At 60.3% G+C, this 14,354-nt stretch carries 12 protein-coding genes; 9 read left to right on the forward strand and 3 right to left on the reverse strand.

Annotation, left to right across the window (positions count from 1 at the left end):
* Window positions 1-464: 464 nt before the first annotated feature.
* From flgB to flgE, 4 genes are read left to right on the forward strand one after another with little or no spacing between them, the layout of a single operon-like run.
* Window positions 465-872 carry a flagellar basal body rod protein FlgB gene (flgB, locus tag KGA88_RS24195; RefSeq protein ID WP_008051530.1) on the forward strand — a complete coding sequence of 136 codons (408 nt, stop codon included), beginning with the start codon at window positions 465-467 and terminating at the stop codon, window positions 870-872.
* Between the two features lie 3 nt (window positions 873-875).
* Window positions 876-1,319, forward strand: a complete 444-nt coding sequence (gene flgC, locus KGA88_RS24200; RefSeq protein WP_007980123.1) for a flagellar basal body rod protein FlgC — start codon at window positions 876-878, stop codon at window positions 1,317-1,319.
* Between the two features lie 15 nt (window positions 1,320-1,334).
* Window positions 1,335-2,057 (forward strand): flagellar hook assembly protein FlgD, encoded by a 723-nt coding sequence (gene flgD / locus KGA88_RS24205; RefSeq protein WP_223594712.1) that lies wholly within the window; start codon window positions 1,335-1,337, stop codon window positions 2,055-2,057.
* Window positions 2,058-2,088: 31 nt separating this feature from the next.
* Entirely contained in the window at window positions 2,089-3,420 is a 1,332-nt protein-coding gene (flgE, locus tag KGA88_RS24210) for a flagellar hook protein FlgE (RefSeq protein WP_317851686.1), read from the forward strand.
* A gap of 177 nt (window positions 3,421-3,597) precedes the next feature.
* Here the strand turns inward: flgE and KGA88_RS24215 are convergent, their stop codons facing one another.
* Window positions 3,598-6,492, reverse strand: a complete 2,895-nt coding sequence (locus tag KGA88_RS24215) for a ribonucleoside-diphosphate reductase subunit alpha (RefSeq protein WP_223594717.1) — start codon at window positions 6,490-6,492, stop codon at window positions 3,598-3,600.
* A gap of 737 nt (window positions 6,493-7,229) precedes the next feature.
* On the opposite strand from KGA88_RS24215, the gene KGA88_RS24220 reads away from it, so the two are divergent.
* A complete protein-coding gene (locus tag KGA88_RS24220; protein WP_223594719.1) occupies window positions 7,230-7,952 on the forward strand; it encodes a response regulator in 723 nt (240 codons plus the stop codon).
* Entirely contained in the window at window positions 7,949-9,559 is a 1,611-nt protein-coding gene (locus tag KGA88_RS24225) for an ATP-binding protein (RefSeq protein WP_103397728.1), read from the forward strand. The genes KGA88_RS24220 and KGA88_RS24225 overlap by 4 nt, the downstream gene beginning before the upstream one ends.
* Window positions 9,560-9,660: 101 nt before the next feature.
* Here KGA88_RS24225 and KGA88_RS24230 read toward each other — a convergent pair whose 3' ends face one another.
* Window positions 9,661-10,386 (reverse strand): 4'-phosphopantetheinyl transferase, encoded by a 726-nt coding sequence (locus KGA88_RS24230; RefSeq protein ID WP_223594721.1) that lies wholly within the window; start codon window positions 10,384-10,386, stop codon window positions 9,661-9,663.
* A 197-nt stretch (window positions 10,387-10,583) separates the two neighbouring features.
* A complete protein-coding gene (locus tag KGA88_RS24235) occupies window positions 10,584-11,375 on the reverse strand; it encodes a dienelactone hydrolase family protein (RefSeq protein ID WP_223594722.1) in 792 nt (263 codons plus the stop codon).
* Between the two features lie 145 nt (window positions 11,376-11,520).
* Here KGA88_RS24235 and KGA88_RS24240 point away from each other — a divergent pair, with 145 nt between their 5' ends.
* The 3 genes from KGA88_RS24240 to KGA88_RS24250 all read left to right on the forward strand — a co-directional run bounded on the left by KGA88_RS24240 (window position 11,521) and on the right by KGA88_RS24250 (window position 14,347).
* The gene (locus tag KGA88_RS24240; RefSeq protein WP_110660824.1) at window positions 11,521-12,123 is read left to right on the forward strand and encodes a hypothetical protein; all 603 of its coding nucleotides are present in this window, start codon (window positions 11,521-11,523) and stop codon (window positions 12,121-12,123) included.
* 203 nt (window positions 12,124-12,326) lie between these two features.
* Window positions 12,327-13,004 carry a response regulator transcription factor gene (locus KGA88_RS24245; protein ID WP_110660823.1) on the forward strand — a complete coding sequence of 226 codons (678 nt, stop codon included), beginning with the start codon at window positions 12,327-12,329 and terminating at the stop codon, window positions 13,002-13,004.
* Window positions 13,001-14,347, forward strand: coding sequence for an ATP-binding protein (locus KGA88_RS24250; protein ID WP_110660822.1), 1,347 nt, complete (start codon window positions 13,001-13,003; stop codon window positions 14,345-14,347). Before KGA88_RS24245 ends, KGA88_RS24250 begins: the two co-directional genes overlap by 4 nt.
* Window positions 14,348-14,354: the final 7 nt, after the last annotated feature.

Raw genomic sequence — 14,354 nt, forward strand, 5'->3', positions numbered from 1 at the left:
CTCAGCCCCGCAGTATGTACTGCCTCATCGACGGGCGGAGCGCATTTACCCCCGGGCCATCAGGCTCAAATCCCCGAAGTATCCGATCAAAAATAAAAATGCCAGTCAGCTTAACTGACTGGCATTAGCCCTTTGGGGCTCCTTTTTTTTGTGGCCGATAATTTCCAACTTACACCGCGTGCCCTTGTAGGAGCCGGCTTGCTGGCGATCCAGGCGCCGCGGTCATCCAGGCAGACTGTGTCATCGTTCATCGCCAGCAAGCCGGCTCCTACAAGGTGACACGGTGTTCTTTTGATCGTACCAAGCGGCAGAAAAGCGGCAGGCGGCGGAAAACCGTTGCCGCTTTTCTGGCATTGCCGCGTTGCCATGGCCGGCAAAGCCCCGGTTTCCGGGCTTTTTTGAATTGGCATGGGGCTTGCTAAGTTGATCCTACGAAAAATCAGGTCACCCGAAGGTTTCCCGACATGAGCATCAGCTTCGATAAAGCGCTCGGTATCCACGAACAAGCCCTGGGCTTCCGCGCCCAGCGTGCCGAAGTCCTGGCCAACAACATCGCCAACGCCGATACCCCGAACTACAAGGCTCGGGATCTGGACTTTTCGAAAGTGCTCGCCGAGCAGAACGAGAAAACCAAGAGCGGCACTTTCGCCTTGAACATGACCAACAGCCGTCATATCGAAGCTGAAGGCCTGGGCAATGGCGACGAGTCGTTGCTGTATCGCACGCCAATGCAACCGTCGATCGACCAGAACACCGTGGACGCTCAGCTGGAGCAGTCGAACTACGCGGAGAACGCGATCGGCTTCCAGGCCAGCTTCACCCTGCTCAACAGCAAATTCAAAGGGCTGGTATCAGCCCTGCGCGGAGAGTAAGCCATGTCTCTATCCAGTGTTTTCAACATTGCCGGTAGCGGCATGAGTGCGCAGACCACGCGTTTGAACACCGTCGCTTCGAACATCGCCAACGCCGAGACGGTTTCGTCGAGCATCGACCAGACCTACCGCGCGCGTCACCCGGTATTCGCCACCATGTTCCAGGGCGGCCAGAGCGGCGGCAGCGACTCGCTGTTCCAGAGCCAGGATGCCGCCGGCCAAGGCGTGCAGGTACTGGGCGTGGTCGAAGACCAGAGCAACCTCGAGGCACGCTACGAGCCGAATCATCCGGCAGCCGATGCCAAGGGCTACGTCTACTACCCGAACGTCAACGTGGTTGAAGAAATGGCCGACATGATTTCCGCGAGCCGTTCCTTCCAGACCAACGCCGAAATGATGAACACCGCCAAAACCATGATGCAGAAGGTCCTGACCCTCGGTCAGTGATAAGGGGCGACTCACATGAGTGTTAGCGATTCCACCAGCGGTTTGAGCCTCAACGACATCCTGGCCAACTCCTCGATCAAGACCAACACCACGACTGACGGCCTCGCGTCGGCAGCCGGTAGCGCTTCGGGCAACAAGGCGCTGGGCAAGGATGCGTTCCTGCAATTGCTGGTGACCCAGCTGAAAAACCAGAACCCGCTGGAGCCCCAGGACAACGGCGCGTTCGTGGCCCAGCTGGCGCAGTTCAGCAGCCTGGAAGGCATCACCACGCTCAACGATACCGTGAGCGGCCTGGCCAGCAACTACAACTCGTCCCAGGCCTTGCAGGCGTCGTCGCTGGTGGGCCGTTCGGTCATCGCGCCGGGCGACAAGGCCGTGGTCGATACCACCAAGAGCCTCAGCGGCACGGTGGTGGTTCCGTCTTCGGTGGCGTCCGCCACCCTGAAGATCACCGACTCGACCGGCAAGACCGTGCGCACCATCGACCTCGGTTCGCAGAAGGCCGGCAACGCCAGCTTCATCTGGGACGGCAAGAACGATGCGGGTGAGACGGTACCTGCCGGCACCTACACCTTCGGCGCCACGAGCACGATCGATGGCCAGTCCGTCGCGTTGATCACCAACCTGCCCGCGACCGTCAACAGCGTGACCATCAGCCAGACCGGCGGTGAGTTGATGCTCAATCTGGCCGGGCTGGGCAGCGTTGCCCTGTCCAAAGTACAAACCATTGGTATGTAAAGCCGACTAACCCGGCATAAAGGAGTGGATGATGTCTTTCAATATCGGCCTTAGCGGTCTCTTTGCAGCCAACAAACAACTGGACGTTACCGGCAACAACATCGCCAACGTCGCGACCACCGGTTTCAAATCGTCCCGTGCAGAATTCGAAGACGTGTACTCGGCGACCCGCCTGGGCACCGGCAGCAAGACCGTCGGCAACGGCGTGCGCCTGGCCAACGTTTCCCAGCAGTTCACCCAGGGTGACGTGAGCAACACCGGCAACGTGCTCGACATGGGTATCCAGGGTAGCGGCTTCTTCGTGATGAGCAACAACGGTTCGCTGACCTACACCCGTGCCGGTACGTTCAAGACCGACAAGGACGGCTACGTCACCAACAGCGACGGCACTGCCCGCCTGCAAGGCTACGGTGTGGATGCCAACGGCAAGATCGTCAACGGCGTGCTGACCGACCTGCGGATCGACACCTCCAACCTGGCGCCGAAGTCCACCAGCAGCGTGTCATCGATCATCAACCTGAACTCCACGGCGCCGGTGATCGACCAGACAGTTGCGGCGAACAAGTTCGATCCGTCCAAGACCGAGACCTTTACCAAGTCGTTCAGCACCCCGGTCTTCGATACTCAGGGTAACCAGCACCCCATGGATCAATACATGGTCAAGACTGGTCCGAATACCTGGGACACCTACACGCTGATCGATGGTCGCAACCCCGATGGCAGTGATCCAACCGTTACCGCTCCGGTTCCTTCGACCATGACGTTCGATTCCGCCGGCAAACTGACTTCGGTCAGCACACCGGTGACGCCGCCGACCACACCACCGACTTCGGTGATCAGCAGTGACCTGAAAATCACCAACTGGACCCCAGGCAGTGTCACCAATGGCGTCTGGACGGCCAACGGCGCGTCAGCCGACCCGGCTGGCGTGACCATCGCCATGGCCAGCACCACCCAGTTCAACGCCGACACCGCGCGTTCGATTCCATCGCAGAACGGTTATGCCACTGGCCAGATCACCAACCTGACCATCGACGGCAGCGGTGTGTTGCTGGCCAACTTCAGCAACAACCAGACCAAGCCCATCGGCCAGATCTCCCTGGCCAGCTTCACCAACGAGCAAGGCCTGCAGCCGGTAGGCGGCACCAGTTGGAAAGAGACCTACACATCGGGCATCCCGGGCTACGATGCGCCGCAGACTGGCACCCTGGGTTCGATCGTTTCCAACTCCCTGGAAGAGTCCAACGTCAACCTGACCAACGAACTGGTCGACCTGATCAAGGCGCAGAGCAACTACCAGGCGAACGCCAAGACCATCTCCACCCAGAGCACCATCATGCAGACCATCATCCAGATGGCTTGATGCTGGAAAGTGCTGCACAAAAAAGCCCCTCGAGAGAGGGGCTTTTTTTGTGCTCGTGAAACCTGTAGGTGTAGGAGCGAGCTTGCTCGCGATGGTCGTCAACGATAACGCGTGTTGTCTGAAAACACGCGGCGGCCTCAAGACCATCGCGAGCAAGCTCGCTCCTACAGGCTCAGCTTATTGGCAAGCTTCGCAATCCGGTTCGTCGATGGCGCAAGCCTTCGGCACTGGAGCAGGGCCGGCAGGTGCTGCCAGGACCGAATCTTCACCGTGGTTGCCGCCGCTGGAGACAGCGTTCAGCTTGCCGGTGTTGATGGTCGACTTCTCGGTGCTGGTCGCGGCCAGGGCACGGAGGTAGTAAGTGGTTTTCAGGCCACGGTACCAGGCCATGCGGTAGGTCACGTCCAGCTTCTTGCCCGAGGCGCCGGCGATGTACAGGTTCAGCGACTGAGCCTGGTCGATCCACTTCTGGCGACGGCTGGCGGCGTCGACGATCCACTTGGTGTCCACTTCGAAGGCAGTCGCGTAGAGCTCTTTGAGTTCTTGCGGGATGCGCTCGATCTGCTGCACCGAACCGTCGTAGTACTTCAGGTCGTTGATCATGACCGAGTCCCACAGACCGCGAGCCTTGAGGTCGCGAACCAGGTACGGGTTGATCACGGTGAATTCGCCCGACAGGTTCGATTTCACATAGAGGTTCTGGTAGGTCGGTTCGATCGACTGCGAGACGCCGGTGATGTTGGCGATGGTCGCGGTCGGTGCGATGGCCATGATGTTCGAGTTACGGATGCCTTTCTGTACACGGGCGCGAACCGGTGCCCAGTCCAGGGATTCGTTCAGGTCGACATCGATGTACTTCTGGCCACGGGCCTCGATCAGGATCTGTTGCGAATCCAGCGGCAGGATGCCCTTGGACCACAGCGAACCCTGGAAGGTGTCGTAGGCGCCACGCTCATCGGCCAGGTCGCAGGACGCCTGGATCGCGTAGTAGCTGACCGCTTCCATCGACTTGTCGGCGAACTCGACGGCAGCGTCGGAACCGTAAGGGATGTGCTGCAGGTACAGCGCGTCCTGGAAGCCCATGATGCCCAGGCCGACCGGACGGTGCTTGAAGTTGGAGTTCTTCGCTTGCGGCACCGAGTAGTAGTTGATGTCGATCACGTTGTCGAGCATGCGCACGGCGGTGTTCACGGTGCGTTGCAGCTTGGCGGTGTCCAGCTTGCCGTCGACGATGTGGTTCGGCAGGTTGATCGAGCCCAGGTTGCAAACGGCGATCTCGTCCTTGTTGGTGTTCAAGGTGATCTCGGTGCACAGGTTCGAGCTGTGGACCACGCCCACGTGCTGCTGCGGGCTGCGCAGGTTGCACGGGTCCTTGAAGGTCAGCCATGGGTGGCCGGTTTCGAACAGCATGGACAGCATCTTGCGCCACAGGTCTTTGGCCTGGATGGTCTTGAACAGCTTGACCTTGCCCGGGTACTCGGTCAGGGCTTCGTAGTACTCGTAGCGCTCTTCGAAGGCCTTGCCGGTCAGGTCGTGCAGGTCCGGTACTTCGGACGGCGAGAACAGGGTCCACTTGCCGTCATCGAAGACGCGCTTCATGAACAGGTCAGGGATCCAGTTGGCGGTGTTCATGTCGTGGGTACGACGACGGTCATCACCGGTGTTCTTGCGCAGCTCGATGAACTCTTCGATGTCCATGTGCCAGGTTTCCAGGTAGGCACAGACAGCGCCTTTGCGCTTGCCACCCTGGTTAACGGCAACTGCGGTGTCGTTCACTACTTTCAGGAACGGTACGACGCCCTGGGACTTGCCGTTGGTGCCCTTGATGTACGAACCCAGCGCACGAACCGGAGTCCAGTCGTTGCCCAGGCCGCCAGCAAATTTCGACAGCATGGCGTTGTCGTGGATCGCGTGGTAGATGCCCGACAGGTCATCCGGCACGGTGGTCAGGTAGCAGCTCGACAGCTGTGGACGCAGGGTACCGGCGTTGAACAGGGTCGGAGTCGAAGCCATGTAGTCGAAGGACGACAGCAGGTTGTAGAACTCGATCGCGCGATCTTCTTTGTTCTTCTCTTCGATCGCCAGGCCCATGGCCACGCGCATGAAGAAGATCTGCGGCAGTTCGAAGCGGATACCGTCCTTGTGGATGAAGTAACGGTCGTACAGGGTCTGCAGGCCCAGGTAGGTGAATTGCTGGTCGCGCTCGTGGTTGATCGCCTTGCCCAGTTTTTCCAGGTCGAAGGAGGCCAGCACTGGGTTCAGCAGTTCGAACTCGATACCTTTGGCGATGTAGGCCGGCAGTGCCTTGGCGTACAGGTCGACCATCTCGTGGTGAGTGGCGCTCTCGGCCACTTCGAGGAAGCCCAGGCCTTCGGCACGCAAGGTGTCCATCAGCAGGCGCGCGGTCACGAACGAGTAGTTCGGCTCGCGTTCAACCAGGGTACGGGCGGTCATCACCAGGGCGGTGTTGACGTCGTTCAGGGCTACGCCGTCGTACAGGTTCTTCAGGGTTTCGCGCTGGATCAGGTCGCCGTCGACTTCTTCCAGGCCTTCGCACGCTTCGGTGACGATGGTGTTCAGGCGACCCATGTCCAGAGGAGCAAAGGTGCCGTCGGCACGGGTGATGCGGATCGACGGGTGAGCGTTGACCGCTTCCTCGGCCGGCGCGTGGGCGGCACGTTCTTTCGAACGACCGTCACGGTAGATCACGTAGTCGCGAGCCACTTTCTGCTCGCCGGCGCGCATCAGGGCCAGTTCGACCTGGTCCTGGATTTCTTCGATGTGGATGGTGCCGCCCGATGGCATGCGACGCTTGAAGGTCGCGGTGACCTGTTCGGTCAGGCGGGCAACAGTGTCGTGGATTCGCGACGAGGCAGCAGCGGTGCCGCCTTCAACTGCGAGAAACGCTTTGGTGATGGCGACGGTGATTTTGTCATCGGTGTAGGGAACGACAGTGCCGTTATGCTTGATCACGCGCAGTTGGCCAGGCGCGGTGGCGGACAGATCCGAATTCGAATCAGCGGCCTGCGGCAAGGTGCCCTGCGGGTTCTCGCGAGTTGTGTCGGTTTGCATGGGGGGGTGTCTCCACATTCTCTATGTTTGTTTGGGCACCATCACGGTGCCCACCGTTCTGTCCTGAAGCACTACAACCGACTTGGCGTCGGGCATAACAACTTCGGGACAGTAGGAAAAAGGCTAATGATGCCGCTTCCGTGCCGAAGTCTTTGGCCCCGAGCCTGAGCTCGAAGCCGGATTCCTTTCTGGGGTGCCAGTCATGACTGCAACACCCGTACCGTTCCGGCCATGCGGGCCTGAAAAAACGGTGCCATCCGCCTGTGCGGTTTGGGCTTGTAAAATCGTGCTTGGTTCAACCATAAACTGGCAATAAAGCGCTTGAGTTTGTGGTCTGAAATGTGGTTGGGCTTTTAAGCTAAAACCCTACATGTAGGGTTTTTTTAGCGCCCAGGTACAAGATAATGCGTTTTTGAGGGGGTTGCAACGTACTGCCTGTGGATAAACCTGTGCGTAAATTGTGTGTGAAAGATGGAACGGGCGTGTAGGCCGCGAGCTAGCTGGAGCGGACTGTTTTTCACTGATTTTCAGCGATTGAAAACAGCCGTTCGGATTTTTAAGGGCGCGAACCCTATCACAAAAAACACTGTTGTCCGAACGCATTTGCCCGCTTGTGTTCTCGACGGGCGGCGTTTATACAATCGGCCCAGCGTGTATACATATTTGTCCCCCCGAATCATTACAAAAAGACGGGCGGATCCTTCCTTATTAGTGTTTTTGTTAAGCAGAGGTCACCCGTGGAGCAAGAAGCCTGGCAGGTATTGATTGTGGAGGACGACCAGCGACTGGCCGAACTGACCCGCGATTACCTGGAAGCCAATGGCCTGCGTGTATCGATCGAAGGGGATGGTGCCCTCGCTGCGAACCGCATCATCAAGGAACAACCGGACCTGGTGATCCTCGACCTGATGCTCCCCGGTGAAGATGGCCTGAGCATTTGCCGCAAGGTCCGCTCCCGCTACGACGGCCCGATCCTGATGCTCACCGCCCGGACCGATGACACCGACCAGATTCTCGGCCTGGACCTGGGTGCTGACGACTACGTGTGCAAACCGGTACGGCCGCGCCTGCTGCTGGCGCGCATCCAGGCCCTGCTGCGTCGCAGTGAAACGCTGGAAGTCGCCCCGGAAAAACAGCGGCGTCTGCAGTTCGGCCCGCTGATCGTCGACAACGCCCTGCGCGAAGCCTGGTTGCAGGGCAACGGCATCGAATTGACCAGCGCCGAATTCGACTTGCTCTGGCTGTTGGTGGCCAATGCCGGGCGCATTCTGTCCCGGGAAGAGATCTTTACCGCGCTACGGGGCATCGGTTATGACGGTCAGGACCGCTCCATCGATGTGCGCATCTCGCGTATCCGCCCGAAGATCGGCGATGACCCGGAGCATCCACGGCTGATCAAGACCGTGCGCAGCAAAGGCTATCTGTTCGTTCCCGAGGCTTGCGTAGACCCATCCCTGTGAACTCCATCTTCCTGCGCATCTATGGCGGCATGTGCGCCGCGTTGATTCTGGTGGCGGTGCTTGGCGTGCTGGCGTTGCACCTGCTCAATCAGGTGCGCAGCGAGCAGTACCGCGAGCGCCTGGCCCACGGCACGTTTTCGCTGATGGCCGACAACCTGCAACCGATGAACCAGACCGAACGCCACCGCGCCTTGCTGGTGTGGGAGCGCTTGCTGGGTATTCCGCTGGCGCTGAAAACCTTTGCCGAGACTGACCTCGACCTGACCCAGCGTACCCGTGTGTTGCGCGGCCAGGCATTGGTGGAACAGACCGGGCCGCACGCGGCGAAGGTCTACAAGCTGGTCAGCGACAAGGAACAGTTGATGCTCACCGGGGAAGTGCAGCAGATCAGCGAACAACTGGCCCGGGCGACGATCTACCTGCTGACCGATGAACTGGTGCGCACTCCGGTCGCCGACCAGCCCTTGCGCCTGGCGCAATTGAAGGAAAACAAGGGGTTCGGCTTCGACCTGCGCCTGGTCACGGTAGATGAAGCCGATATGGACGAAGACCAGAGCCGTCGGGTGTCCGAGGGCGACACCGTGATGGCGCTGGGCAAGGGGGGCGATTCGATCCGGGTGTTTGCCGGCATGGTGGGCACGCCGTGGGTCCTGGAAATCGGCCCCCTGTACCAGATGAATCCTTATCCGCCGGAGTGGCTGGTGCTGATCGCCGCGCTGGGCCTGACGCTGATCGGTTTGATTGTCTATCTGTTGGTGCGTCAACTGGAGCGCCGCTTGCGCGGTCTGGAGGCCGCCGCCACGCGCATTGCCAAGGGCAGCCTGGAAACCCGCGTGCCGGCTCGCGGCGCGGACTCGGTGGGACGGTTGGCCTCGGCGTTCAACGGTATGGCCGAGCACTTGCAGCAGTTGCTGGCGATCCAGCGTGAACTGGTGCGAGCGGTGTCCCACGAGTTGCGCACGCCGGTGGCGCGCCTGCGCTTTGGCCTGGAAATGATCGGCTCGGCCACCACGCCGCAAGCCCTGGAAAAGTACTGCCAGGGCATGGATCACGACATCGAGGACCTCGACCGACTGGTGGACGAGATGCTGACCTATGCGCGGCTGGAGCAGGGCTCGCCGGCGCTGAACTTCCAGCGGATCGATCTGGATGCCTTGGTCAATCAGGTGATCGAAGAGCTGGCGCCGTTGCGCGCCGACGTCACGGTGCAGCGCGGGTTATGCCTGTCGGCGGCGGATAACGACGACGCCTGGGTCGAGGCCGAACCTCGCTATCTGCATCGGGCGATCCAGAACCTGGTGAGCAACGCCATGCGTCATGCGCAATCACGGGTGACCATCAGCTATCAGGTGGGGCAGCAGCGATGCCGGGTGGATATCGAGGATGACGGTCCGGGTGTGCCGGAGTCGGCGTGGGAGAAGATTTTTACGCCGTTTCTGCGACTTGATGACAGTCGCACCCGTGCTTCCGGAGGCCATGGGTTAGGCTTGTCCATTGTGCGACGTATCATCCATTGGCATGACGGGCGCGCGTTGATCGGCAAGAGCAAGAGCCTGGGCGGGGCGTGTTTCAGCCTGAGTTGGCCACGCAATCAGGAGAAGCGTTGAGATATGCGGTGGACGCTCGACCGCCATCGCCGGCAAGCCGGCTCCTACAAAAGTGAATACACCGCTGACCTGTAGGAGCCGGCTTGCCGGCGATGGCGTCCTCAGGCCTTGATACTGACCAGGCTCAACAATTGCCCATCCTTGACCCCGAACTGCGCATCCAGTTCGGTGCCGTTACGCCATTCGCTGGACAAATCCGTGAGCAGCCGCAAGCGCACCTCGCCCGACTCACGCCACTCCAGCACTTCGGCGTGTTCGAAATAAAAGCGTTTCTCAACGATCGGATAGAGCGCCTTGAACAGGCTTTCCTTGACCGAGAACGTCAGGGTGATCAGCAACGCCATTTGTTCGCGAGGACCGGCCGCCATGCGCTGTAGCTCCGGCGGGTTGAGGATTTCGCTGGCCAGGCGTTCGGCCCGATCTGCATTGAGCAGGTTTTCCAGGTCCATGCCCAGGCCGCGCCAATGGCTTTTGTTCGCCACGATGGCCGCCGCCCGGCCGGTGCTGTGGGTGATCGAGCCGGCGATATGAGCAGGCCAGACCGGTGCCCGATCTTCACCAATGGCCGGAATGAAGCTCAAGCCTTCGAGCCGCTGTAACGCGGCCCGGGCGCACACCCGCCCGGCGAGAAACTCCGCCTGCCGTTTGGCCACTGAGCGCTGGATGCTCGCGGGTACCTCGATGGCACTGCGCTGAAAGTCATCGCTGGCCAGTCGGGCGCTGTCGAAGTGAGTGCTCAACAGGACCGTATCGGGCAGCACAAATGGCAGCGGCCAATGGTCATCAAGGGGCGTGCAGCAGACGGGTAGGGCGGGGGCAGGATTCATGTCGGCATTTTGCCGATAAGCGCCAGGACTGGGTAGTAGTAGCGTGGCTTTTGTGGCGAGGGAGCTTGCTCCAGCTAGGTGGCAAAGCCACCCCAAAACCTGCAGTCGCATTGTTGTGTCAGACAGGGCGCGGTTGCAGGATTTACGACTGCTTCGCAGCCGAACGGGGGCAAGCCCTCTCGCCACAGAGGGTGGTGTCAGCTGAAGATCTTCTTGAAAAACGCCTGCATGTCCGCCCAGGATTTTTCATCCGCCGCCTTGTTGTAACCGATGTCCGGCCCGCCATGATCGCCATGGCTCAACCGATCGGCATCCGGGTTGGTGAAACCATGCTTGGCGCCGTCGAGGCTGACGAATGCGTAGTCGGCCCCCGCCTTGTCCATCTCACTCTTGAAAGCGGTGATGTTTTCCGGGGTGACGATGCTGTCCAGCGCCCCGTGTTCCACGAGGATCTTCGCCTTCACGCTGCCTGGTGTTGCTGGCGTATTGGTCGCCAAGGCGCCATGGAAACTCACCACCCCCGCCAGTGGCACACCCTGGCGCGCGGCATTGAGCACCACGCCACCGCCGAAGCAGTAACCGATGGCGGCGATCCTGTCCGGATCGGTTTGCGCTTGTTTTTTCAGCAGGTCGAGCCCGGCCTGGAACCTTGCGCTCGACACGGCACTGTCTTTTGCCACGGCTTGCATGAAGGCCATGGCATCTTTGGGGTGCTCGGTATTTTTGCCGTCGCCGTACATGTCGATGGCCAGGGCGCTATAGCCCAAGCCGGCGAGATCCCGGGCGCGACGCTTGGCGTAGTCGTTCAACCCCCAGAACTCATGCACTACCAACACCCCGGGGCGCGGGCCCTTGAGGGTGTCGTCGTAGGCGTAGTAGCCAATCATTTTTGTGCCATCGGCACTTTGGTAGGGGATTTCCCGAGTCTGGATGGCGGCCTGGCCGAGCCCGCTCAAGGCCATTAGGAGGACAGCGAAGAACATGCGCATGGTCGAATCTCCTGTTGAAACGTGTCGAAACATTCGCGAGGGGGCGGTTCAGCCCAGGTTCAGAGTGCGTTCAGGGGGAGTTCAGGGCGCGGTACGTAACCTTGCCCCGTACCCAAAAAACAAACGGCACATGAGGAACTCCCCAATGACTGGATTCAAAAAACTGCTACTGGCATTCACGGTTCTGGGCGCAAGCACCGCAGCCTTCGCGTCCGACGACAACTTCGCCAGCCTTACTCTTGGACAGACCAGCGACAAGGTCAAAAAATCCCACGCCCTGAACGATAACCTCAATCACCCGAACGCCGATGGCGTGATCGGCAAGGACACCACCTGGGGTGTTCGTCTGGGCCAGCAAAACACCCAGGGCCGCTACTACGCCACTTACGACAATGTGTCGGGCTCGCACAACGGCATTAAACTGCGTCAGGAAAACCTCCTGGGCAGCTACGATCTGTTCTACCCGGTGGGCGGCAGCACCAAGCTGTTCGGTGGTGCCACGGCCGGCCTGACCAAAATGACTCAGGAGTCGTCAGGCTTCAGCCGCGACAGTGATATCGGCTACGCCATCGGTGGCCAGGTGGGTGTGCTGCAACAGGTTTCGCAGAACACCTCGGTTGAACTGGGTTACCGTTACCTGCGCACTAACGCCAGCACCGAGATGAGTGAGCGCGGTGGCAGCAAGCAGGGTTCGCTGGACCTGACCAGCAGCGCCCAGACTTACCTGTCCGCCAACTACGCTTTCTGACAAGCGTTTGCGCCAACGCGATACCTGTAGGAGCGAGCTTGGTCGCGAAAGTGGTGTGTCAGGCAACATCAATGTTGACTGTGCCGCCGTCTTCGTCGGATCGCCGCCCGGAGCAAGCTCGCTCCTACAGTGACCATTGCCATGTTAGCTATTGAGGTGCGACGTTGCGCCTCTGGAGATGTTGATTTGCCCGGGAGAGCAATATGAAACTGCTGGTCGTCGAAGATGAAGCGCTGCTGCGTCATCACCTGCAAACCCGCCTGACGGAGAGCGGCCACGTGGTCGAGTCCGTGGCCAACGCCGAGGAGGCGCTGTACCAGACCGCCCAGTTCAACTTTGACCTGGCGGTAATCGACCTCGGTCTGCCGGGCATGAGCGGGCTCGACCTGATCCGCCTGTTGCGTTCAAGTGGCAAAACCTTCCCGATCCTGATCCTCACCGCGCGCGGTAACTGGCAGGACAAGGTCGAAGGCCTGGCCGCCGGTGCCGACGATTACGTGGTCAAACCGTTCCAGTTCGAAGAACTGGATGCCCGCCTGAATGCCTTGCTGCGTCGCTCCAGTGGTTTCACCCAGTCGACCATCGTTGCCGGTCCCTTGCTGTTGGATCTGAATCGCAAGCAGGCGTCCCTCGATGACCAGCCATTGGCGCTGACCGCGTACGAATACCGCATTCTCGAATACTTGATGCGCCACCATCAGCAAGTGGTGCCCAAGGACCGCTTGATGGAACAGCTCTACCCCGATGACGACGAGCGTGATCCGAATGTGATCGAGGTGTTGGTCGGCCGTCTGCGCCGTAAACTGGAGGGGCCGGGCGGATTCAAGCCGATCGACACTGTGCGCGGCCTGGGCTACCTGTTCAATGAGCGTTGCACTTGATCCGTTCGCTGCGCATTCGCTTGATGCTCGCCGCCACGCTGTTGGCGGTGTTGTTCATGCTGGCGTTGCTGCCGGCGATGCAGGGTGCCTTCAGCCTGGCGCTGCAGGACTCCATCGAGCAGCGTCTGGCATCGGACGTGACCACGTTGATCTCCGCCGCCCGGGTGGAGAACAACAGCCTGCAGATGCCGGCGCAATTGCCCGACGAGCGCTTCAATCTCACCGACAGCCGACTGCTCGGTTACATTTATGACCGTGAAGGGCATCTGGTCTGGCGTTCGAAGGCGACCCAGGAAGAACGCATCAACTACAAGCCGCGCTATGACGGACGAGGCAACGAGTTCGCGCGGATCCGCGAAGCCAATGGCGAGGAGTTCTTCGTCTACGACGTCGAGGTCAAGTTGCTCGGCGGCAAAAGTGCAGCCTTCAGTATCGTTGCCCTGCAGCCGGTTCGCGAGTACGAACTGACCCTCGAAGGCCTGCGGGAAAATCTCTATCTGGGTTTTGGCGCGGCATTGCTGGTGCTGTTGGCATTGCTGTGGATCGGTCTGACCTGGGGCTTGCAGGCGTTGCGGCGCTTGAGCCAGGAACTGGACGAGATTGAAGGTGGTACACGAGAAAGCCTCAGTGAAGAACATCCCCGGGAATTGCTGCGCCTGACCGGTTCCCTCAACCGTTTGCTGCACAGTGAGCGTGAGCAGCGCAGTCGCTATCGTGATTCCCTCGATGACCTGGCCCATAGCCTGAAAACGCCGCTGGCGGTGTTGCAAGGCGTCAGTGAAGACATGGCCCAGCGTCCCGAAGATCGCGATCAGGCCTGGGTACTGCAAGCCCAGATCGAACGCATGAGCCAGCAGATCAGCTACCAGTTGCAGCGCGCCAGCCTGCGCAAAAGCGGTCTGGTACGTCATCAGGTGCGCTTGCATCCGGTGCTGAAAAGCCTGTGCGACACGCTGGACAAGGTCTATCGCGACAAGCGCGTGCACGTCGCGTTCGACCTGCCCGACCCGTGCTACGTACCGATCGAGCAGGGCGCTCTGCTGGAGATGATGGGCAACCTGCTGGAAAACGCCTATCGCCTGTGCCTCGGTGAAATACGCATCAGCGTGCGTGAAACCCTCAGTGGCACCGAGTTGTGTGTCGAGGACGACGGTCCCGGCGTACCGCAGGATCAGCGCGCACGGATTCTCGAGCGCGGCGAGCGTCTGGATCGTCAGCACCCGGGGCAGGGCATTGGCCTGGCGGTGGTCAAGGACATCATCGAGAGCTACAGCGCCCAACTGACCCTGGGTGATTCACCGATGGGCGGGGCGGCGTTCCGGATTCATTTTCCGGTGGTTTGACTTGAGG

Origin of the sequence: Pseudomonas sp. A-R-19, assembly GCF_019956575.1 — a bacterium.
In the GTDB taxonomy this organism is placed as follows: domain Bacteria; phylum Pseudomonadota; class Gammaproteobacteria; order Pseudomonadales; family Pseudomonadaceae; genus Aquipseudomonas.